This window comes from Maritimibacter alexandrii (genome assembly GCF_005871115.1).
In the GTDB taxonomy this organism is placed as follows: domain Bacteria; phylum Pseudomonadota; class Alphaproteobacteria; order Rhodobacterales; family Rhodobacteraceae; genus Maritimibacter; species Maritimibacter alkaliphilus.
In genome coordinates, this window is sequence record NZ_SWKQ01000009.1 from 424,183 (window position 1) to 445,811 (window position 21,629).

At 66.2% G+C, this 21,629-nt stretch carries 21 protein-coding genes; 7 read left to right on the top strand and 14 right to left on the bottom strand.

The genetic code is table 11. The features are described 5' to 3' along the window. Positions 1-24: 24 nt before the first annotated feature. From FCT00_RS02880 to FCT00_RS02890, 3 genes are all read right to left on the bottom strand, one after another. Positions 25-738 carry an alpha/beta fold hydrolase gene (locus FCT00_RS02880; protein WP_008334152.1) on the bottom strand — a complete coding sequence of 238 codons (714 nt, stop codon included), beginning with the start codon at positions 736-738 and terminating at the stop codon, positions 25-27. Further along, positions 738-1,532 (bottom strand): 3-oxoadipate enol-lactonase, encoded by a 795-nt coding sequence (pcaD, locus tag FCT00_RS02885; protein ID WP_138421769.1) that lies wholly within the window; start codon positions 1,530-1,532, stop codon positions 738-740. The genes FCT00_RS02880 and pcaD overlap by 1 nt, the downstream gene beginning before the upstream one ends. Before the next feature lie 77 nt (positions 1,533-1,609). Continuing rightward, positions 1,610-2,035, bottom strand: coding sequence for a hypothetical protein (locus FCT00_RS02890; protein ID WP_008334150.1), 426 nt, complete (start codon positions 2,033-2,035; stop codon positions 1,610-1,612). A 73-nt stretch (positions 2,036-2,108) separates the two neighbouring features. On the opposite strand from FCT00_RS02890, the gene FCT00_RS02895 reads away from it, so the two are divergent. Beyond that, positions 2,109-2,795 carry an NAD-dependent deacylase gene (locus tag FCT00_RS02895; RefSeq protein ID WP_008334149.1) on the top strand — a complete coding sequence of 229 codons (687 nt, stop codon included), beginning with the start codon at positions 2,109-2,111 and terminating at the stop codon, positions 2,793-2,795. Here the strand turns inward: FCT00_RS02895 and FCT00_RS02900 are convergent. Together FCT00_RS02900 and FCT00_RS02905 are read right to left on the bottom strand one after the other, a co-directional pair. Beyond that, entirely contained in the window at positions 2,792-3,271 is a 480-nt protein-coding gene (locus FCT00_RS02900; protein WP_008334146.1) for a copper chaperone PCu(A)C, read from the bottom strand. The two genes, FCT00_RS02895 and FCT00_RS02900, sit on opposite strands and share 4 nt — an antisense overlap. 34 nt (positions 3,272-3,305) lie before the next feature. Beyond that, entirely contained in the window at positions 3,306-3,644 is a 339-nt protein-coding gene (locus FCT00_RS02905; protein ID WP_138421770.1) for a hypothetical protein, read from the bottom strand. A 119-nt stretch (positions 3,645-3,763) separates the two neighbouring features. Here FCT00_RS02905 and FCT00_RS02910 point away from each other — a divergent pair, with 119 nt between their 5' ends. Continuing rightward, a complete protein-coding gene (locus tag FCT00_RS02910; protein ID WP_138421771.1) occupies positions 3,764-4,777 on the top strand; it encodes a methyltransferase in 1,014 nt (337 codons plus the stop codon). 212 nt (positions 4,778-4,989) lie between these two features. Here FCT00_RS02910 and rpmB read toward each other — a convergent pair whose 3' ends face one another. The 5 genes from rpmB to FCT00_RS02935 all read right to left on the bottom strand — a co-directional run bounded on the left by rpmB (position 4,990) and on the right by FCT00_RS02935 (position 8,282). Continuing rightward, positions 4,990-5,277 carry a 50S ribosomal protein L28 gene (rpmB, locus tag FCT00_RS02915; protein WP_008334140.1) on the bottom strand — a complete coding sequence of 96 codons (288 nt, stop codon included), beginning with the start codon at positions 5,275-5,277 and terminating at the stop codon, positions 4,990-4,992. 214 nt (positions 5,278-5,491) lie between these two features. Continuing rightward, positions 5,492-6,463 (bottom strand): DNA topoisomerase IB, encoded by a 972-nt coding sequence (locus tag FCT00_RS02920; RefSeq protein WP_138421772.1) that lies wholly within the window; start codon positions 6,461-6,463, stop codon positions 5,492-5,494. Between the two features lies 1 nt (position 6,464). Beyond that, positions 6,465-6,677, bottom strand: coding sequence for a hypervirulence associated TUDOR domain-containing protein (locus tag FCT00_RS02925; RefSeq protein WP_008334131.1), 213 nt, complete (start codon positions 6,675-6,677; stop codon positions 6,465-6,467). A 57-nt stretch (positions 6,678-6,734) separates the two neighbouring features. After that, complete coding sequence (locus tag FCT00_RS02930) at positions 6,735-7,487, bottom strand: hypothetical protein (RefSeq protein WP_138421773.1); 753 nt, start codon at positions 7,485-7,487, stop codon at positions 6,735-6,737. Between the two features lie 147 nt (positions 7,488-7,634). Beyond that, positions 7,635-8,282 carry a DUF1236 domain-containing protein gene (locus FCT00_RS02935; RefSeq protein ID WP_040885162.1) on the bottom strand — a complete coding sequence of 216 codons (648 nt, stop codon included), beginning with the start codon at positions 8,280-8,282 and terminating at the stop codon, positions 7,635-7,637. Positions 8,283-8,524: 242 nt separating this feature from the next. On the opposite strand from FCT00_RS02935, the gene FCT00_RS02940 reads away from it, so the two are divergent. Beyond that, a complete protein-coding gene (locus tag FCT00_RS02940; RefSeq protein WP_171042866.1) occupies positions 8,525-9,742 on the top strand; it encodes an MFS transporter in 1,218 nt (405 codons plus the stop codon). Position 9,743: 1 nt separating this feature from the next. Here the strand turns inward: FCT00_RS02940 and FCT00_RS02945 are convergent, their stop codons facing one another. The 3 genes from FCT00_RS02945 to meaB form a co-directional block, all read right to left on the bottom strand. Beyond that, complete coding sequence (locus FCT00_RS02945; protein WP_138421775.1) at positions 9,744-11,576, bottom strand: ABC transporter ATP-binding protein; 1,833 nt, start codon at positions 11,574-11,576, stop codon at positions 9,744-9,746. Between the two features lie 47 nt (positions 11,577-11,623). Next, positions 11,624-13,447 carry an ABC transporter ATP-binding protein gene (locus FCT00_RS02950; RefSeq protein ID WP_138421776.1) on the bottom strand — a complete coding sequence of 608 codons (1,824 nt, stop codon included), beginning with the start codon at positions 13,445-13,447 and terminating at the stop codon, positions 11,624-11,626. Positions 13,448-13,797: 350 nt separating this feature from the next. Further along, positions 13,798-14,775 carry a methylmalonyl Co-A mutase-associated GTPase MeaB gene (gene meaB, locus FCT00_RS02955; protein WP_138421777.1) on the bottom strand — a complete coding sequence of 326 codons (978 nt, stop codon included), beginning with the start codon at positions 14,773-14,775 and terminating at the stop codon, positions 13,798-13,800. Positions 14,776-14,924: 149 nt separating this feature from the next. On the opposite strand from meaB, the gene FCT00_RS02960 reads away from it, so the two are divergent. The 4 genes from FCT00_RS02960 (at position 14,925) to FCT00_RS02975 (ending at position 20,129) form a co-directional block, all read left to right on the top strand. Then, positions 14,925-15,554 (top strand): DUF3108 domain-containing protein, encoded by a 630-nt coding sequence (locus FCT00_RS02960; protein WP_083783417.1) that lies wholly within the window; start codon positions 14,925-14,927, stop codon positions 15,552-15,554. 36 nt (positions 15,555-15,590) lie between these two features. After that, positions 15,591-18,005: an ATP-dependent helicase HrpB gene (gene hrpB, locus FCT00_RS02965; protein WP_138421778.1), complete on the top strand. Its 2,415-nt coding sequence runs from the start codon at positions 15,591-15,593 to the stop codon at positions 18,003-18,005. A 102-nt stretch (positions 18,006-18,107) separates the two neighbouring features. Next, on the top strand, positions 18,108-18,566 hold the full coding sequence (locus FCT00_RS02970) for an NUDIX hydrolase (RefSeq protein ID WP_138421779.1): 459 nt from the start codon (positions 18,108-18,110) through the stop codon (positions 18,564-18,566). Positions 18,567-18,650: 84 nt separating this feature from the next. Continuing rightward, on the top strand, positions 18,651-20,129 hold the full coding sequence (locus FCT00_RS02975) for an inorganic phosphate transporter (RefSeq protein WP_138421780.1): 1,479 nt from the start codon (positions 18,651-18,653) through the stop codon (positions 20,127-20,129). A 103-nt stretch (positions 20,130-20,232) separates the two neighbouring features. Here FCT00_RS02975 and FCT00_RS02980 read toward each other — a convergent pair whose 3' ends face one another. Next, positions 20,233-21,513, bottom strand: coding sequence for an acetylornithine deacetylase/succinyl-diaminopimelate desuccinylase family protein (locus FCT00_RS02980; RefSeq protein WP_138421781.1), 1,281 nt, complete (start codon positions 21,511-21,513; stop codon positions 20,233-20,235). Between the last annotated feature and the right edge of the window lie 116 nt (positions 21,514-21,629).

Below are 21,629 nucleotides of genomic sequence, written 5' to 3' on the forward strand. Positions count from 1 at the left end.
GCGGCAAGGCAAGTGCGAACTGACTTACGTGGCGTTCGCGATCCGGTCGAGGATGTCGGCCAACGGTCCGGGGGCCGAAAAGAACGGGGAATGCCCGGTGGCGAGGTCGAAGGTCTCGTCCGCGCTGAACCCGGCCGCCATCTGTTTCTGATGGGCGAGCGGTATGGCGCGATCCTCGGTGCAGAAGATATAGCGCCGCGGCACGGTATCAGAGGCCCCGGTCAGAGTGGCGGGCACGGTCTGGGTCGAAAGCGGCTGCCAGCCGATATGCGCCATCGCGTAGTCATAAGTGCCCTCGGGACAGTCGCCGTAGAGCGCGCGGGTCAGGAATTCCGGCTTGAACCGAAAGCTCTTCTTGTCGGGCGCCATGTCGAACGCGCCTTTCATCGGCTGCTCGGGCGCCTCGCCCAGCATATCGACAAGGCTCTTGCCCGGCTGCGGCACATAGGCGGTCAGAAAGACGAGGCCCGCCACGTTGGTCGGATCGCGTTCGGCGGCCTGCGTGATCGCGTAGCCGCCCGCCGAATGGCCGACGAGGATGGTCGGACCGTCGAGCGCGGCGAGGATCTTGTCGGCATACGCATCCAGCGTGACCTCAGCGATGGGGGTTTTGTCAGCACCATGCGACGGCAGGTCGAGCGCGGTGGCCGTGTGCCCACGCGCCTCGAGTTCCGGCACCACGTCGCGCCAGCACCAAGCCCCGTGGTTCGAGCCATGAACAAGCAGAAAATGCGCCATCAGATATGTCCTATCTCGGTGAGGAATGTGGTGAGCACCCGGGCGTATTCGTCCGGGTTGTCGACGCAGGGCAGATGCCCGGACCCGCGGATGAGGTGGAACTTGGACCCTGCGACCAGTTCGGTCGTCTCGCGCACCAGATCGGGCGGCGTCGACCCGTCCTCGGACCCGGCGATCCCGAGTGTCGGCAGTTTGAGCCGCGCGGTGGACTCGTAAAGATCGCTTTCGCCGATGGCGGCGGCGCAGCCCGCGTAACCTTCCACCGGCTGGCTCACCATCATGTTGCGGAAAGCCTCGACCGTATCCGGGTCGCTGTCGCGGAACTTCCGGCCGAACCACCGCTCCATCGTCGCGTCCGCCAGCGCCTCGACCCCGTCTCGACGGACCGTCGCCACCCGCTCTTCCCACATTGCCGTGGTGCCGATCTTGGCGGCCGTGTTCGACAGCACCATCGCGCGGATCAGGTCGAGCCGTTCGGCCGCCAGCCCCTGCGCGATGAAACCGCCGATGGACAGGCCCACGACCACCACGTCGCGCACCTTCAGATGGTCGAGCAGTCGCGCGGCATCCTGCACGAGGTCACCCATGAAATAGGGACCGTCCGGCGCCGTCGTCAGCCCGTGACCCCGCTTGTCGTATCGGATCAGGCGCAGATGGTCCGGCAGCCGCGCGACCACCCGATCCCAAAGCCGGAAATCCGTGCCCAGCGAATTGGCGAACAACACGGTCGGGCCGTCCTTGGGCCCCCTGTCGTCATAGTGGACACGGATATCCGCGAGCCTTGCGATCTGCATGAATCCTCCTCGCTCCGAACGTCGCGGCCCGGCACGGAAATTGAAAGGTCACGCCCCGTCGGGGCCGGGACAAGGGACTAGCGGAGCACGCGCTTTCGCGCCATCGCGCGGGCGTAGAACCACAACAGAAGCGCCACGATAATGATCGCAGCCGTGAATGCCATGGACCCCGGCCCCATCATGTCGACCAGCGCGTTGCCCATGCTGGTGAGCGAGTGGAGCGTATTGCCCAACAGCCCGATCAGCGACAGGACGAAGGCCAGTTGCGCGAAGCCTGACCGCAGAAGCAAGAGGATCGACCCGATCACAGCGCCCCAGACGCCCAGCGCCCAGAAGATCTCGGCCCAGAGCGGGAAGTCGGAATACCAAGCGCGCTGTTCCTCGGTCATCATGCCCATGTAGCTGTCCGCCGCGAAATGGGCCATCACCCAGTCATAGGCGCCGCCCGCGTTCCACAAAAGCGACAGCACGCCCACGACCCACAAATGCCACGGTGCTTTCATCGGATATCCCTCCCCGTTTTGTCACGATCCTTGCTGGTGGACTGCGCCCGGTCAAGCGGCCTAGTCTCGCCCCATGACGATCCTCATCCTCACAGGCGCAGGCATTTCGGCGGAAAGCGGTCTTGGCACGTTTCGCGACAAGGACGGGCTCTGGACGAAATACGACCTGAACGAAGTCGCGACGCCCGAAGGGTTCGCGCGCAATCCGAAACACGTCCAGACGTTCTACAACGCGCGCCGCGCCAACTGCCGGGGGGCCACGCCGAATGCGGCGCATGTCGCGCTCGGCCAGCTCGTCTCGGCGCGCGAAGACGTCATCCTCGTCACCCAGAACGTCGACGACCTGCATGAGCGCGGCGGCGCGACCGGGGTGATCCACATGCACGGCGAATTGGCGCGCGCCCTGTGTGCGGCCTGCGACCATCGGTGGGACGCGCCGGACGAGATGTCGGTCGACGATCCCTGCCCCGCCTGCGGGACCAAGGCGACGCGGCCCGACGTGGTCTGGTTCGGTGAGATGCCCTACCACATGGAACGGATCTACGACGCGATGGCAGAGGTGGACCTGTTCGTCGCCATCGGCACATCGGGCAACGTCTATCCGGCGGCGGGGTTCGTCACCGAGGCGAAACAGAACGGCGCCGAGACGCTCGAACTCAATCTCGAACCCACGGACGCGCGCGGCCTGTTCGACGCCGGGCGCTATGGCCCGGCATCGCAGGTGGTGCCCCTGTGGGTGGACGAGGTGCTGGGGCGCTAGTTCGACCCCATGGACCCGTGGTTCATGCCGCCCATGTTCGGCTGCCGCTCGAGATCGACGGGAATGTCCACCTCGATCTCTCCGGCTTTCTCGAACACGAGGGTGACCGTGACGGTGGCGTCCTGTTCCATCGGTGCTTTCAGCCCCATGAACATGACGTGGTCGCTGCCGCGCTGAAGCACGTGGCTGGACCCGGCCGCGACCGGGAAACCGTCTTCCACCTGCCGCATCTGCATGACCCCGCCCTCACCCTCGATATGCGTGTGAAGCTCGACCTTGGCGGCGATGTCCGAACGCGCGCCGATCAGGCGGTCGTCCACGTCGCCGGTGTTCTCGATGACGAAGAACGCGGCCCCCGCCATGGCAGAGGCGCCGGCGGCACGGGCATAGGCGTCGGTGATGGTGATCTCGCTGCCGGCCATGGCGGGCAGAGCGAAGGTGGCGGCGGTCAGCGCGCCAATAAGGATGCGTTTCATTGCTGTCTCCTGAAAGGGTGTCTGAGGTTTGGGTTCAGACCGCAGCAGGAGGCCCCCGTGCCGAGGGGCTGAGTTCATCACGCGACAGGCGACCTTCCGGCTCGACCGGCGCGACCGTCGCGACCAGCCGTGCCATCGGCGTGGGCATGTCCGGCACGGCGAAGACGGCCCCGAAGATCGTATGACCTTCCGGGCAGACCTCGACCTTTTCGACCGGCTCGCCGTCCGGCCCGAGGGTGATCGTGGTCACGTTCACGCCGGAACAGATGACGATGTCCGTGCCGTGCACCGCCGGCACGCCCTTGGCCCCGGCGAGAACCACGCTGGAAAACGCAATGAGCGTGCTTAGAACTATGGCAACGAGCCGTTTCATCGCCTGTCGGGGTAGCGCGGGCGAAAGCGGGCGGCAAGTCCCATGACGTCGCAGGTATCGGGTTGGTCTTGGGCCGGAACCGGCCTAGGCTGCCCCTACACCAACATGAGGGGAGACAGATGGCCGGCCTGACCGAAGCCGAAGACATTTCAGATATCGCGTTCGCCTACATGGGGTCCAAGGCCCTGTTCGCCGCGATCAAGTTCGACATCTTCACGACGCTCGCGGCGGGTCCGTTGGACGCGGGCACGCTGGCCCAACGGGTCGGATTGCCGACCGAGCGGTGCCGCACGCTCATGACCGCGCTCACCAGCCTCGACCTGACGACGGTCGACGATGACGGCACCTTCGCCAATTCCCCCGCCGCCGCCGCGTTTCTGGTGAAAGGGGCGAAATACGACTTCTCCGACTACCTCGAACGGCAGGTGGGCCAGCAGATGTATCCGCTGATGGACCAGATCGACGATGCCCTGTCCGGCGACATGGCCGAGGATGCGACCGACAGCTACGACAAGTGGTTCTCCGACCCCGAAGAGGCGCGGCTCTATTCCGAAAGCCAGCACGCCGGATCCCTGGGCCCGGCGCGCGGCCTCGCCAAGCGCGTCGACCTGTCCGGGGTCCGCACCCTGCTCGACGTGGGCGGCGGCACGGGCGCCTTCGCGATCACGCTGTGCAAGGCGAACCCCGACCTCACGGCGACGATCATCGACTTCCCCAACGTCGCCGCCCTGGGCGAAGCCTATGTGGCCGACGCGGGGCTGTCGGACCGCGTGACCTACCGCCACGGCAACGCGCTTGAGGGCGACTGGCCCGATGGGCAGGACGCGATCCTCATGTCCTACCTGTTTTCGGGCGTGCCCGATCACGCGCACGAGGGCCTGATCGCAAAGGCCTTCGCCCACCTCGCGCCGGGCGGACGCCTGCTGATCCATGACTTCGTGGTCGACGCCGACCTGTCGGGGCCGAAAAACACCGCGCTCTGGCAACTCCAGCACACGGCCTTCACGCCCGAGGCCCGCTCGCTCGACGACGACTGGCTCGCGAGAGCGATCGAAACCGCAGGGTTCACGGATGTCGCCGTCGGCCCCCTCATTCCGGGCATGACGAAACTCGCACAGGGCACCCGCCCCTGATCTTCTTCGTTTCCGAAAACCTCGGAGGGGTGGAGGGCGTTTTCTCGAAAACGCACTCAGGGGAGGCTGGCCTCCCCCATCGCGACGACTCGCGGAACGCGAGGCGGCGCAAACCCTGCGCGCGCCTTGGCGCGCACCTTTCGGCAGCACCCACAAAGAAAAACGGCCCCGCCGCTCTGGCAGGGCCGTTTCCAAAATCCGTCGGGAAGCGATCAGGCGCTGGCCTGAGCCTTCGCGATCTCTTTCTTGACCTTCAGCGCCTTGGCCGACAGCTCCGCGTCCTTGGCTTTGGCAAGGAACTTGTCGAGACCACCACGGTGGTCGACGGTCCGCAGGGCCGAAGCCGAGATGCGGAACTTGATCGGGCGACCGAGGGTCTCGGAGACCAGCGACACGTCGTTCAGGTTCGGCAGAAACCGACGCTTGGTCTTGTTGTTGGCGTGGCTGACATTGTTGCCCGTTGCGGGGCCTTTGCCAGTCAATTCGCAGACGCGCGACATGGGTTCATCCTCATCTATCGGGCAGTTTCCGGAACGTTTTCGCCGTTTTCCAGACTTGCCAGTCAATACAAACGGGCGCCGCACGCGCAGCGCCCTGAATTCCGTCCGCGGGCTTTAGGCGGTTTTTCCGGGTGCGTCAAGTGAGTCGCCTCCCGAAAAACAGGGGTTTGTCGCGATATCCCCGCTGCCCGACGCGCCAACAGGGCAGGCCCTGTCACTGGCGATCCAGAAACGCGAGCAACGCCCCCTCGCCCGCCGCCAGTCCCGGCAGTCGGTCGGGTTTCGGCAGCTTGGGCCGTTCCACCCCCGCCAGATCGATGACCGCCGGGTGGATATAGCTCTTGCGCGCGATCGCGGGCGTATTCTGAAGCCTGTCCGCCGCAGCATCGCACAAGGCCTTGATCGTATGCCCCTCACCGTCGAGCACGGTGCGGAACGCGGCAAGGGTGCCGGTCCAGGTGCGAAAGACCTTGGCGGTCACACCGTCCTTGCCGGCAGCTTCGGCGAGATAAGCGTTCAGCCCCTGCGACGTGACCCCATGCGGCGTGCCGTCGTCATCGACCCAGGTGATCAATTCCGCGCCGGGAAGATCGCGCGCCTGTGCCAGCGCCTTCATCAACCGCTTGTCGGTGACCCGGCGTCTGGCCCGTTTGCCGCCCTTGGCGGTGAAGGCGATCTGCATCTCGCCGTCCTTCAGCCGCAGGTGGCGCCGGGTCAGGGTCACCGCGCCGTAGGAGCCGTTCTCTTCGGCATAGGTCGGGTTGCCGACCCGCAGCGCCAGCTTGTCGATCAGCGCCAGCGTGGCCGCCAGCGCGAATTCCCGCTCCCCCGGCTCTTCGTTCAGGTCGCGCGCCACCCGGCGCCGGATCGTCGGCAGAAGCCGCCCGAACCCGGCGAGTTCGCTATATTTGGTCTGGGACCGCGCCTCGGACCAGTCCGGGTGATAGCGATACTGCTTTCGCGCACGGGCGTCATATCCGGTGGCGAGAAGATGTCCGTTGTCCTTCGGGGTCATCCAGACGCGCTCGTAAGCCGGCGGGATCGCCATGGCTTCCAGCCGGGCGCGTTCGGGCCCGCGCGCGATGGTCGTGCCATCCGCTCCTTTGTAGGTGAAGCCCCGCCCGTGCCGCATCCGGGTGATGCCCGGGCGATTGTCAGGGTAGTAGATCAGGCCCGCGGGAACCATTTCACGCCGACTTCACTTCGGATGCGAGCTTGAGAACTTCGTCTCCGTCGTCCTGCTTGATGACCAGCGCCGGGTTGTCGTCGGACCCGTCCCGCGTGATCTTGGACCCCTTGATCTTGCGGGTGACCTTCTGGGTATAGCGTTTGCGCACCGTGCCCTTGGCGGTCCCGTTGCCCCAGGGCCATTTCACCGTGTCGCCGACCGTAATGCTCATCTCAAGCCTCCTTCCGGGTGCCGTATGAACGCGGCAGCGGAAGGCCGGGTTCCGATGTCAGGCGGCGACGGCCCCCATGTGGGGCCACCAGACGGTCGGGTCGGCGAAATCGACACCGTCGCGGGCGGCGAGCGTTGTGGTGACGATTTCGCCGCCCTCTCCGGTCGACAGATCGAGGATCTGCGACTTGAACTGGTCGATGGCAGCGGAGCGGTCCGAACCGCGCAGGCGCAGGAAGTGGATGCGCTGGCCGACGTAATCGGCCGCGTGGGTCATAGGTTCCAGCATTTGACGGAACACGCCCGCACGGGTGTCGGCAGTGCCCGTCATCTTGTCGAACCCGTCGAGCGGACAGGTCCAGTCGGGCGAGGCGCCCACCACGGTCACGTCCTTGACCCGGCTGACCATGCGCGCGGCCCCCAGCGCCACATCGCCCCCAAGGCCGAAGCCCGAAAGCGAAAGCGGCAGATCGCCGAAACGGCGGCGCGCCCATGTCGCGACGGTCGGGATGTCGAGGATGGTTTCGCCGAGAAGCGTCCAGAGCACACGGGTGTAATCGTTCGCCACCTCGGCTTCGAGCGAATGGCCATCCCGGCGTGCGCCATGACGTTGCAGGTCCAGCGTGACCGCGATCAGACCCTGCCGATTGAAAAGCTCGAGCAGACCCGTGGTCTCTTCCTTGCGCTGTCCGAAGTCGGGGATGTGGATCACGATGCCGGTGGGGTCACCTTCAGGCAGGGTCCAGAGCAGCGGAATATCGTCCAGACGGGCCTCGTGATACGGGCGGAGATAATGGATACTGGCGGTCATGTCACTGTCCTTTCAGTTACCCCGACAACGCAACTAAGCCTATATTGTTCCCAATCAATGAACGGACACATCATATGGACGTGATGAGCGGCTCACCGCCGTTCTGGCGGGAGCCGCTCACTAGGTCGTCCGAACCTGTTCAGGTCGTTAGCGCACGACGCGCACGATCTGACGGCTCTCATTGTCGACGATCACGGTGTCGCCGTTCACGTTGAGGTAGGAATACTGGTACTCCGGAACCTCGTAGGTCTGCACTTCCTGCGGAACGGTCACGCCGACCACCGGCTCGCCTTCGAGGATCACCGGCTGGACCGGGTTCGCCTGCACGTAGGTCACGACTTCCTGCTCGAGCGAGGCCGCCGTGCCGCCGGTCGCGGAACCGACGATGCCGCCGATGACGGCGCCGACCGGGCCGCCCAGCGTCGCGCCGACCGCAGCACCCGCCGCGCCGGTCACGAAGGCCGCTTCGCCCGCGTTGTTGTCTTCTTCATACTCGATGACGGTGACGTTCTGCATTTCGGCGACCGGGGTCTCTTCGACCGTCAGGTAGGGCGAATAGGCCCAGCCGGTCGTGCCTTCGAACGTCACTTCGCACCAGCCACCGCCGGGCACGCAGCCGTTCAGGTCGACCATGCCTTCGGCGGGGATCACGTCGACGATGGAATAGTTCGGGCCGGGGCCGACGCGCATGTTCAGGTCGGTCGCAGCCGAGGCGGTCCCTTCGGCGGCATAGGCCGCGCCGGCACCAAGGGTCAGGGCCGCAGCGGACCCAAGCAGCAGAGTTTTCTTAAACATCTCATTCTCCTTCTCTTTTCGGGCGTCATCGCCCTTGAGCGTGGTGCGACAACGGTCCGGACCCGCGATACGTTCCAACGCATCCGGGACATTCGGCGGAGGTTTGCTTGTGGGCCGTCGGAACCGCCCGGATTCCACGGGAAACGACCCGCGACCGCGCGCGGAGAACTGCCTGCGGACCCCCACATGGCTGTCAGGCGCAAATGCTTGCACAAGGCACAGGTTTGGCGTCTAACCGCCCCATGACCGACATTCCCGACATCCCGGAGGCAAGCGAACGCGCCCTGTCCTATCCGCAGTTCCGGCGGTTCTACGTGGGCGCGGTGTCGGGCACGAACGGTGGTTGGGTCAGTCGCATCCTGATGTCATGGCTTGCGTGGGATCTGACCCATTCCGCGACCTTCGTCGGCGTGATCGCGGCGACCACGCTCCTGCCCGTCGCGATCTTCGGCCCGTTCTTCGGCGCGGTCATCGACCGCATGTCCACGCGGCTCGCCTTCCGGCGCGTGGCTTTCGCGATGATGGGGGCGCCCGCGCTTCTGATTACCCTGATGCTTCTCGACGTCCTGACGGCCCCGGCGCTTTTCTTCGTCTCGCTGACCTTCGGCACCGTCATGTCGTGCTACCACCCGGTGCGCCAGTCGCTGGGACCGCGCCTTGTGGAGCGGCCCGCGATCGGGTCGGTGGTCGCGCTCTCGGCGTTGAACTTCAACATCGGGCGGCTGCTCGCCCCGGCGCTCGGCGGGATGCTGATCGCCGAATTCGGCACGTTGCCGGCCGCGTGCCTCGCGCTGGTTATGACGATCCCGAACGTGGTGATCGCGCCGACGCTGATCCCGCGCGAAGGCGATCATTCCGCACATGGCCGGATGATCGACGATCTGAGCGAAGGGTTCCGCGTCGTCTGGCAACGCTGGCCGATCCGGCGGTCGATCCTGCTCGCCGTCGCCGCGCTCGGCATTCTGCGCGGCTTTTCCGAGATCATGGCGGTTCTGGCGGATGGCGTCTTCGAACGCGGCGCCGCCGGGCTGGGGCTGCTAACTTCGTGCGTCGGTGGCGGCGCATTGATTGCGGCGGTCTTTCAGGTCGTCGCGGGAAACCGGCTCGTGCGGCACCGCCTTTTGCGGTTCGCGCTGATCTGGGTCGGCTTCGCGGGTATCCTCGGCACCGCCTTCGCGCCGAGCTTCAATTGGGCGCTCCCGCCCGCCGCGGCGATCGGGTTCGCGTCGACCTATGTCGGCGTGTCGTTGCAGATCGGCGTGCAGGCGCGGCTCGAGGACGAACTGCGCGGCCGCGTCATGTCGATCTGGATGCTGGCCAACACCGGCTCGACCGCGGCGCTCGCCTTTCTGCTGTCCGCCTTCACCGAATGGCAATCCATCGGCTTTGCCGTGGTCACGTTGCTGACGCTGTGCGCGGTCGCGACCCTCGCGATCTGGATGCGCCCGGTCGGCGACTGACCTATTCGGCTGCCGCCTCGCCCAGAAACCCGCCTGACTGGCGCGCCCAGAGATCGGCATAAATCCCGCCCTGTGCGAGCAATTCCGCATGGCTGCCCTGTTCGACGATGTGGCCCTCGTCCAGCACGACGATCCGGTCCATATGGGCGATGGTCGAAAGGCGGTGTGCAATCGCGATCACCGTCTTGTCGGACATGACGTCGTAGAGCGTTTCCTGAATAGCGGCCTCGACCGCGCTGTCGAGCGCCGAAGTCGCCTCGTCCAGCACCAGAATGGGCGCGTTCTTGAGGATCGCGCGCGCGATGGCGATGCGCTGGCGCTGGCCGCCCGACAGCTTCACCCCGCGCTCGCCCAGATGCGCGTCATACCCTTCGCGCCCATCCGCATCTTCGAGATCGGTCACGAAGTCATGCGCCTCGGCCCGTTCGGCGGCGCGGATCACCGCCTCTTCATCCGCTTCGGGACGACCATACAGGATGTTGTCCCAGGCCGAGCGATTGAACATCGCCGTGTCCTGCGTGACCATCCCGATGGCCCGGCGCAGGCTGTCCTGCGTCACCGTGCGGATGTCCTGACCGTCGATGGTGATGCGCCCCGCCTCGGGGTCGTAGAGCCTGAGAAGGAGCGACACCATCGTCGACTTGCCCGCACCCGACGGGCCGACGATCGCCAGCTTTTCGCCGGACCTGATCGTCAGGTCGATGTTCTGCACGCCACCCTTCAACCGGCCATAGGCAAAATCCACGCCTTCGAACCGGATCTCGCCCTCGCTGATCGCAAGGTCCGTCGACCCCGGCGCATCGCGCAACTGCTTGTCGGGCGTGAGCGTGCGCATCCCGTCCTCGATCTCGCCGATGTCGCGGTAAAGCCCCATGAGCGCGAAGCTCACCCACCCGGTCATCTGCGCCAGCCGGACCGAGATCGTCCCGGCGGCGACGATATCGCCCTCGGTCGCCGTGCCGCCCTGCCACGCGACGAGCGTGCCCCCGACGAGCATCACCGGCAAGGTGCCCGCGAGTGTCATCAGGACCAGCCGGAAGGTGGCCGACAGTTGGCCGAAGTGAATGACCGTGTCGCGGAACGTCTTGACCGCGTCGAGCGCGGAGCCGTCCTCATGCCCGGCATTGGCGAAAAGCTTCACCGTGCGGATGTTGGTGATCGTGTCGACCACGCGCCCCGTCACCACCGCCCGCGCGCCGGCCCGCGCCTTGGCGCGCTTGCGCACCTTCGGGATGAAATAGCGGATCACCCCGGCATAGGCCACGAACCACAGGATGAAGATCGGCGCGAGCCAAAGGTCGATGGACACGATCAGCGCGAAGGCCCCGACGAGCGAGGCGAGCGCGAAGGCGACCACGTTGATCGCCTCGGTCACGAAGTTCGTCATCGCGTTCGACGTCTGGGCCTGCTTCTGCGCCAGCCGCCCGGCGAAGTCGTTGTCGAAGAAATCGACCGACTGACCGAGCATCCAGCGATGCAGCCGCATGATGACCAACGGCGCGATGGCGGGCGTCACGACCACCTGCGTCATGAGGTTCGAAATGGCGAAGATCACGGGCCGCAGAACCATGAAAAAGCCCAGCGCAAGCGCGAAAAGGCCAAGGTTGCGGGCCGAGAAAAAGTTCTCCCGGCCGCTTTCCACGACGCCGTCGATGACCTTGCCAAGCACCCAGGCGGTGCCGGTTTCCGACAGGCCCGCAAGCACCGACACGAAGGCCGCGAGCCACAGGACCGGCCACGCGCCCTTCAGCGTCCAGCGCACGAAGGCGATGAACGTGCCGGGCGGCGGGCCGTCCGCCGGGCGGAACGGGTCGATGAGGTTCGCGATCTTCACCGGTTCTACCTAAGCCCTCGGCGTGCGGCGGCCAAGTCACCCCCGCGTTATCCGCCGAGGAAGCCGCCCGACTGGCGCGCCCAGAGACCGGCATAGGTGCCGCCCAGCGCGAGCAGTTCCTCATGCGTCCCGTCCTCGGCGATCCGCCCTTCGTCCATCACCACGATCCGGTCCATCGCCGCGATGGTCGACAGCCGGTGCGCGATGGCGATCACCGTCTTGCCCTCCATCATCCCGTAGAGCGTTTCCTGTATGGCGGCCTCGACCTCGCTGTCCAAGGCGCTCGTCGCCTCGTCCAGCACGAGAATGGGCGCGTCCTTCAGCATGACCCGCGCGATGGCGATCCGCTGGCGTTGTCCGCCGGACAGCTTCACGCCGCGCTCGCCCACCTGCGCGTTGTAGCCGGTGCGTCCCTTGGGGTCGGCCAGTGCGCCGATGAACTCATGCGCCTCGGCCCGCCGGGCGGCTTCGACCATCTGCGCCTCGGTCGCATCGGGCCGGCCGTAAAGGATGTTGGCCCGGACCGACCGATGCAAAAGCGACGAGTCCTGCGTCACCATCCCAATGGACCGGCGCAGGCTGTCCTGCGTCACTTGGCTTACGTCCTGACCGTCGATCAGGATGCGCCCGCCCTCGGCATCGCGAAACCGTAAAAGCAGGTTCACGAGCGAGGATTTGCCCGCGCCCGACCGGCCAACAAGCCCCACCTTCTGCCCGGCGGGAATGTCGAGCGTAACGTGATCCAGCCCGCCCTGCCCCTTGCCGTAGTGATGCGACAGGTCGTCGAAACGGATCGCCCCCTTATGCACCACGAGGGCGGGCGCGCCCGGCGCATCCACCACGGCGTGATCGACCGAGATCGAGCGCAGCCCCTCGCGGATCACGCCCGCATGTTCGAACATCCGGATCGCCACCCACATGAGCCAGCCGGACATGCCATTGAGGCGCAGCGTCAACGCGGAAGCCGCGGCCACGTCGCCGACCGTGACCCGCCCGATGGACCAAAGCCACACGGCGGGACCGAGCATTCCGGCGATGAGCAGCCCGTTCAGCAGGTTCTGCCCCACCGCCATTTCGGTCATGAGCCTCAGGAAGCGTTGCAGCCGTGCCCGGTGGCGGCGCATGGCGGAGCCGACATAAACCTCCTCGGCATTGCCCTGACCGAACAGTTTCACCGTCTCGACATTGGCATAGGCGTCCACGATCCGCCCGGTGACGAGGCTTCGGGCATCCGACCACTTCTCGCTTGCCGCACCCACGCGTTGTGAGATGAACAGGGTGTACCAGACGAACCCGACGACCCAGAGCACCAGCGGAATGGCGAGGACCGGGTCCATCTGGCTCACGATGAACGCCGCCGCGACCACGTATGTGGCCGAGAACCAGAGCGCCTCGAACGCCATGAACACGCTGTCCTCGACCGCCGGGCCGAGCTGCATCACGCGGTTCGACAACCGCCCGGCGAAGTCGTTCTGGAAGAAACTCATGGACTGGCCGAGCAGGTGCTTGTGCGCCCGCCAACGCACCTGATCCTGCATGTTGGACACCAGCACGTTTTCAAGAAACAGCGAGTTGAGGCCGATTACGAGCGGACGCAGCAACAAGATGAACAGCGCGGCGAGCGCGAGTTCCCACCCGTGCGCGGCCCAGAACCCGGCCTGCCCGGTGTCGAGCAGGTCCACGACCCGGCCCGAATAGGCGATGATCGCCGTCTCGGTGATCGCGACGAACATCCCGGTCAGCGCCATGAACGGCAGGATGCGACGGAAGTTACCGAGTTGCGACTTGATGTAGGGCCAGTAGTGGCCGGGCGGCGTGTCTTCGCGGAACGGGGCGAAGGGGTTCACGAGATTCTCGAAAAAACGAAACATGACGGGGACTCTTGGTCTGAAAACGGACCAGCAATGTCTGAATTGTGCTGGCAAAAATGCGAATGGGCTGCGCACAGCCCGACAGGTTCGGGCCGTTAGGCGTGAACGTGGAACCTGTCTGTTGGCATCTTGACCTCCGTCATGGGATGGCACGGTCTTAGCCTGCCGACCGCATTTTGTCACCCCTGTCTGACCAAGCACTGCAGGATCGCTCTTCTCTGGTCCGAAAATACCTCGGAGGGGAGTCGCGCTTCAGCGCGACGGGGAGGCTGGCCTCCCCCATCCGCGCGACCCTGCCGCAGGCGGGGTCGCGCTTGCCATGCCGCGCCGCAGGCGCGACCTTTTTCGGGTCAGCCGCGCATCGCGGCGAGCACCTCATCGGCGGCGGCGGTCGCGGAAATCGCGCCTTCGGCCACGTCCTGTCCCAAACGCTGAACCATCGCCTTCACCTCGGGGTCGCGATCGAGTTGCGCCAACAGACCGGCCCGCAGGTCTTCGAGAAACCAGTGCCGGGCCTGTTCGGCGCGGCGGGCGTCGAAATGACCGGCTTCCTTGCGCCAGTCCGACAGGGCCTCCATCGCCTCCCACGCGGCCGGCAGACCGTCCTGCGTATAGGCGGAGACGGTCATCGCCTTGGGAAACCCTTCCGGGTCCTGCGGCCGCTTGCGCAGGAGCTTCAAGGCGCCCGCATAGTCGGCACAGGTCCGGGTCGCCGTCGATTTCAACTCACCGTCGGCCTTGTTGACGAGGATGATGTCGGCGATCTCCATGATCCCGCGTTTGACCCCCTGCAACTCGTCGCCGCCCGCCGGGGCGAGCAGCAGAAGGAACAGGTCGGTCATCTCGGCGACCATCGTCTCGGACTGGCCGACGCCCACCGTCTCGACCAGCACGACATCGAAACCCGCCGCCTCGCAGATCGCGATCGCCTCACGCGTGCGCCGCGCCACGCCGCCCAGATGGCTTTGCGAAGGCGACGGCCGGATGAAGGCATCCTTTTGCCGCGACAGCTGCTCCATCCGGGTCTTGTCGCCCAGAATGGAGCCGCCCGACCGGGTCGAGGACGGGTCGACCGCAAGCACGGCGACCTTGAGCCCGCGATCTAGTAGGAACATCCCGAAGGCTTCGATGAAGGTGGATTTGCCGACGCCCGGCGTGCCGGACAGACCGATGCGCAAGGCCGTGTTGCCGGAGGTTTTCAGCGCCTCGATCAACTCGACGGCCTGCGCCCGGTGATCGGCCCGGCCGCTTTCGACAAGCGTGATCGCGCGGCTCATCGCGCGCCGTTCGCTAGCCATCACCCGCTTCGCCAGATCGTCGATGTCCATCCAAGCCCTCCGGTTTGGACCGTCTTGCAACGCCCGTCCGCCGATGTCCAGCCGGGCAAGATCAGGGGTTGCCAGATGGGCCTGCCCCCTCATTATGACCACACGTTTCCGACTGCCCATTGCCGAAACCTATTTCAGGAGCCTACGCCATGGACTGGAGAGCTTTGGCCCTCGCCGCCCTTGTCGCAGGACCGCTGCCCGCCGCGGCAGCCGACCAGTTCCAGATCAAACTGCGGGGGATCACGATCGGCACCCTGACGGTAGACCACAGCCGCGACGCCGACCGCTTCGATTTCCGGTCGCAGTTTCACACGTCCGGCGTGGCCGGCGTCGTGAAGAAGGTTCAGTTCATCATGCAGTCGCGCGGGCTTCTGTCCGGGCACCTACCGATCCCGCGCAGCTACGGCGAACGGATGGACACCGGGCAACGTGTGTCGAACGCGGCGATCACCTTTCCGAGCGGCGACAGGCGGTGGGACCCGAACACCGCGATGGTCTATGCCCTCTCCCCCCGCCCGCGTGAGGCCGGGTGCGCGCTTGACCGCAGGCTGTTCGACGGCGAGCGGACCAACGACCTGTCGCTGGTCGAGGTGGCCCGCACCGCCAGCACGATCACCTGCACCGGGTCGATGACGCGGGTCGCGGGCTATTCCGCCGAGGAACTCGAAAAGCGCCGCCACGATTTGCGTTTGACCTATACCGCGCGAGGGGACGCCTATGTGCTGACCGAGGTGCGGACCCAGACCGTCTATGGCGACGTGACCATCACGCCTCGCTGACTTGCCCCGCCCCGGCACCTCGCCGATAAGCGAGCCATGACACCGTTACCCATCGACGACGTGATCCCCGACCTCCTGTCGGCCATCCGGGCAGAGGGCCGCGCCGTGCTCATGGCCCCGCCCGGCGCGGGCAAGACGACACGGGTGCCGCTTGCCCTGCTGGACGCAATCCCGGGCCGGATCGTCATGCTGGAACCGCGTCGCCTTGCGGCGCGGGCGGCTGCCGAACGAATGGCCGAAACGCTGGGCGAGGCGGTGGGCGACACCGTCGGCTATCGCATCCGGGGCGAGGCCAAGGTCGGCAAGGCCACCCGCATCGAGGTCGTGACCGAGGGTATTCTGACACGAATGCTGCAATCGGACCCCGGATTGACCGGGATCGGCGCGTTGATCTTCGACGAATTCCACGAACGCTCGCTGAATGCCGATCTCGGCCTTGCACTGGCATGGGAAGCGCGCGGGGCGCTGCGCGAGGACCTCGTGCTGATCGTCATGTCCGCCACGCTGGACGCCGACCCCGTGGCCGACCTGCTGGATGGCGCTCCGGTGTTGCTTTCGCAGGGGCGTGCGTTTCCGGTCGAAACCCGGTGGCTCGACGCGCCGCTCCGCAAGGAGGTGCGGTTCGAAACCTCCGTGGCCGGGCTGGTCGAAAAGGCCGTGTCCGAGACCGAGGGCGGGCTGCTCGTCTTTCTTCCCGGCGAGGGCGAGATCCGCCGCGTCGCGTCGGCCCTGTCGCTGCCGCCGGACTGCCATGTCCACATGCTGTTCGGGGCGATGGAGATGAAGGCCCAGCGCGCCGCGATCCGCCCAGCACGCGAGGGGCGCAAAGTGGTGCTCGCCACGGCGATCGCCGAAACCTCCCTCACCATCGAAGACGTGCGCGTCGTGGTCGATGCGGGCCGCGCGCGACGAGCGCGGTTCGATCCCGGTTCCGGCATGTCACGGCTAGTGACCGAGCGGGTATCCAAGGCCGAGGCCGAACAACGCCGGGGCCGCGCGGGCCGGGTGGCGGAGGGCACCTGTTACCGGATGTGGACCAAGGGCGAAGAGGGCGCGCTGCCTGCCTTCGCCCCGCCCGAGATCGAGGTCGCGGACCTCGCCCCGCTGGCGCTGGAACTCGCCCTGTGGGGCGCGGGCGATGGTGAGGGACTGGCTTTTCTGACCCCGCCCAATCCCGGCGTTCTGGACGAGGCGCGCGCGCTTCTCACCGACCTTGGGGCGCTGCACGGCGGGCACATAACGGACCACGGCAAGGCTCTGGCGCGGCTGCCGCTTCATCCCCGCCTCGGACATATGCTGACCATCGCCGGACGGGGCGCCGCCGACCTCGCCGCGCTTCTGGCCGACCGTGACCCCCTGCCCCGTGGCGCATCTTGCGACCTTGCGCTGCGGCTTGCCGCGTTGCGCGATCCGGGACGACACAATGCCAATCGCGGAGCGGTCGAGCGCATCCGGGCCGAAGCGAAACGCCTGTCCCGGCTCACCGACCATGAGCAGAAGATGAGCCCGGCGGAAATGGCCGCGCTCGCCTATCCCGACCGCGTCGGGCTGCGCCGGAAAGGCACCGATCCGCGCTATGTGCTTTCGGGTGGAAAAGGCGCGGTGATGGACGAGGCCGACCCGCTGGCCGGCACGCGGCTGATCGTCGTGACCGACACCGACGGCAATCCGCGCGAGGCCCGCATTCGTCAGGCCATCGCGATCAGCGAAGCCGAATTGCGGGCGATCCACGGCGAACGCATCGCATGGCAGCAGGTCTGCGAATGGTCCCGACGCGAGGGCCGCGTGATCGCGCGGGAGCAGGAGAGGTTCGGCGCCATCGCCCTGAGCGACCGGGTCTGGTCCGATGCGGACCTGGAGCTGGTGGCGCGCGCCATGCTCGACGGTGTTCGCCAGCTGGGCCTCTCCCCCTCCCCCGCCGCCGAACGTTTCCGCGCCCGCGTGGCACTGGTGCGCGCGAGCGACCCGGACCTGCCGGACCTGTCCGACGACAGGCTGATGGCGTCGTTGGAAGACTGGCTGCTGCCGCACATTTCGGGCGTTCGAAGCACGGGCGACTGGAAGGCTTTCGACATGCTCGACGCGTTGCGCGCCACGCTGTCATGGGACCAGATGCAGCGCCTCGACCGCGCGGCGCCTTCGCATTTCACCACGCCGATGGCACGCAAGGTGCCCATCGACTATGCCGGCGAGGCCCCAGAAATCGAAGTGCGCTTGCAGGAGATGTTCGGCGTGACCGACCACCCCACCGTCGGACGAACGCCCCTGCGCATCACGCTCTTGTCGCCCGCTGGCCGCCCGGTTCAGACCACGACCGACCTGCCCGCGTTCTGGGCCAACACCTATGCCGATGTCCGCAAGGACATGCGCGGGCGCTACCCCAAACACCCCTGGCCCGAGAACCCCGCGGACGCCGCGCCGACGCTGCGCGCGAAGCCACGCGGGACATAAGGGCTCACGTTCTCGGCACATATCGCGAACAAAGTTGATTTTTGGAGCGTTTACAGCTAGTTTGGATCACCAAGTAAAAATAAACGATACAGGCGGTTTCGGATGACAACCCTTTTTTCAAAGGCGTGGGACGAGGTGTTCAAACCTCTCATCAAGCGCCCCAACAAGTTCCAGGTCGCGGCGCTCTGCTACCGCAAGACCGATGGCGGCAAGGACGTGCTTCTCATCACATCGCGCGGCACGGGCCGCTGGATTCTGCCCAAAGGCTGGCCGATGGACGGCATGAGTGCCGCCGAAGCCGCGCGCATGGAAGCATGGGAAGAAGCCGGGGTCGAAGCGAAGGCGGTGGGTGAGACGTCGCTGGGCACGTTCGACTACATCAAGGACCGGGACGAGGGCCTTCCGACGCCCTGCGACACCGTCGTCTATCCGGTGGAAGTGGCCGACCTGTCCGACGATTATCCCGAAGCGGGCGAGCGCGAGCGTCGCTGGCTACCCGTGGACGAAGCCGCCGAGCTTGTCGAAGAAGACGGGCTCAAGGATATCCTGCGTCGTTTCTGACCGCTTTCGTTGCAATTCGCCGTTCCGTGCGGTACGCGCAGCGCGATTGTGACAGGCGTGTAACAGACAGGTAACGGGGCACGGATGACCGAAAAGAGCGGTAACCAGTGGAAAACGCTGGACAGAGACCTCGACCGCATCGCGACCCTCGAGCGCGGCACGCAATACGTGTCGCGGCCGATGGTCGGTCTGGGCGTTTCGCTCGCCTTCATCGTGGTCGCGGGGCTGGGTGCCGCGCTGTTCTTCGGGTTCCAGCCCGGCAGCCTGATCGTCATCGTCGCCGCCGGGTTCGGGGCCTACATGGCGCTGAACATCGGCGCCAACGATGTCGCCAACAACATGGGCCCCGCCGTCGGGGCCAATGCGCTGACCATGGGTGGCGCGATCCTGATCGCGGCGATCTGCGAAAGCGCGGGCGCGCTTCTGGCAGGCGGCGACGTGGTTTCGACCATTTCCAAAGGTATCGTCGACCCGTCCTCGATGGCCGATCTGCGCATTTTCGTCTGGGCGATGATGGCCGCGCTGATCTCGTCCGCGCTCTGGGTGAACCTCGCAACATGGGTCGGCGCGCCGGTCTCGACCACCCATTCGGTCGTCGGCGGGGTCATGGGTGCAGGCATCGCCGCAGCCGGGTTCTCGGCGGTGAACTGGCCGTCGATGGGCGCCATTGCCGCAAGCTGGGTCATTTCGCCGGTTCTGGGCGGGGCGGTTGCCGCCGCCTTCCTCGCCTTCATCAAGGCCAACATCATCTACGTCGACGACAAGATCGCCGCCGCGCGCCGCTGGGTGCCGGTGCTGATCGGCATCATGGCCGGGGCCTTCGCGACCTATCTCGCGGTCAAGGGGCTGAAGCGGATCGTGGCGATCGACCTGCCCATGGCGCTTTTGATCGGCCTCGTCACCGCCGTGGTCACCACCCTGATCTCGCGCCCCTATATCCGGCGCAAATCCGAGGGGCTGGAGAACCGCAACAAGTCGCTCAAGGTTCTGTTCGGCCTACCTCTGGTGATTTCCGCGGCCCTCCTGTCCTTCGCGCACGGTGCGAACGACGTGGCGAACGCGGTGGGCCCGCTTGCGGCCATCGTCCATGCCGAGCAGGTGGGCGAATTCGCGGGCAAGGTTTCGATTCCGACATGGGTCATGGTGATCGGCGCATTCGGCATTTCCTTCGGTCTGGTCCTGTTCGGCCCCAAGCTCATCCGCATGGTCGGCAGCCAGATCACCAAGCTGAACCCGATGCGCGCCTATTGCGTGGCGCTGTCCGCCGCCATCACCGTGATCGTCGCCTCGTGGCTCGGCCTGCCGGTGTCCTCGACCCATATCGCGGTCGGCGGCGTTTTCGGCGTCGGCTTTTTCCGCGAATGGCACGCCGAACGCCGCTATCGCCAGAACGCGCAGCGCCGCGGCGTCGAGCGCCGTCTACCGCCCGAAGAACGCCGCCGCCGCAAGCTGGTCCGCCGCTCGCATTTCATGACCATCGTCGCGGCCTGGATCATCACCGTTCCCGCCGCCGCGCTGCTCTCCGGCCTGATCTTCACGGTCCTGAACCTGCTTACACCCTGAAGCCAAGCCCGCTTCTTCTTCGGTCCTAAAATACCTCGGAGGGGGGTTTGGGGGGAGGCTGGCCTCCCCCCAAACCGGGTCGTGCCAGCGTGCTGGCGCGACATCAGGTCAGCAGTTCTTCCAGCACCAGCGCCATGACGCCCGCGCTGTCCACCATGTCGTCGATCCCCACCCATTCGTCCGGCTGGTGCGCCAGGTCGAGGATACCCGGGCCATAGGCGATGCAGTTCTTCAGCCGCCCGATCCGGTCGATGTGCTTCTGGTCATAGGTGCCGGGGCTGACCACGTAATCGGGCCGCTTTCCCAGAACCTTTTCGATCGCCGCCGCAGTCGAGCGCACGACCGGCGCATCTTCATCGGTCATGGACGGGATCACTTCGAACAGTTCGCGCACCTCGTAGTCGAAGCCGGGACGGTCGGCTTTGACCTTCTCCAGCAGCGAACGGACCTCGGCTTTCACCTCGTCGATGTCCTCTTCGATCAGGAAGCGGCGGTCGATCACGATGCGGCAGCGGTCGGCCACGCAGGGTGCGGGCAGGCCGGTGTAGCCGTCTTCCGGCTCGCGTTCGCCCCCGTGGATCGAGTTGATGTTCAACGTCGATTGCCGGGCGCCCTCGGGCACCACCGGCATCGCCGTGTGCTTGGAGGCGAGGAGCGGATAAAGCGTCGCCTCGATCTCTTCCAGCACCGCGCCCATGTGCCGGATCGCGCTGTCGCCCAGAAACGGCATCGACCCGTGGGCGATGCGCCCGTGGGTCTCGATCTCGGCCCACCAGACGCCACGATGGCCCAGACAGATACGATCCTTGTTCAAAGGCTCGGGGATGATGACGTGCTGCACGCGCTCGGGGTCGAAGTATCCGCGTTCGGCAAGGTATGCGACGCCGCCGTAGCCGCCCGTTTCCTCGTCCGCCGTCGCGGAAATTTCGACCGCGCCCGCGAAATCAGGATTGGCCGCAATGAACGCTTCAGCGGCGATCACGCTGGCGGCCAACCCGCCCTTCATATCGCAGGCGCCGCGCCCATAGACGCGCCCGTCCTTCACCACGCCGTCGAAGGGCGGCACGGTCCAGCCATGCCCGACCTCGACCACGTCGTGATGCGAGTTGAAGTGGACGCAGTCGCCGGGCCGCGCGCCTTCGTAGCGGGCCACCATGTTCCATCGGGGCCATGTGTCGCTGTCGCCCGGCGTTCCCTCGGCCCGGATCAGTTCGACCTGCCAGCCTGCGCCGCGCAACCGCCCGCCCAGCATCTCGCAGATTTCCAGGTAATCACGTCCCGGCGGGTTCAACGTGGGGATACGGATCAGATCCTGACACAGGGCGACAAGCGCATCGCGCCGGGCTTCGACTTCACGAATGACGGGGGATTGGGTCTCGGTCATGGCGCAAAGCTAGGCGGGCCGGCGGCGGGGGGCAATCGCAAACGGCCCTGCCGCTAATTTTGCCCACGCCCCCGATTTGCGGGGTGACGCCCTCTTCACATTCGCGGTAGGCTCAC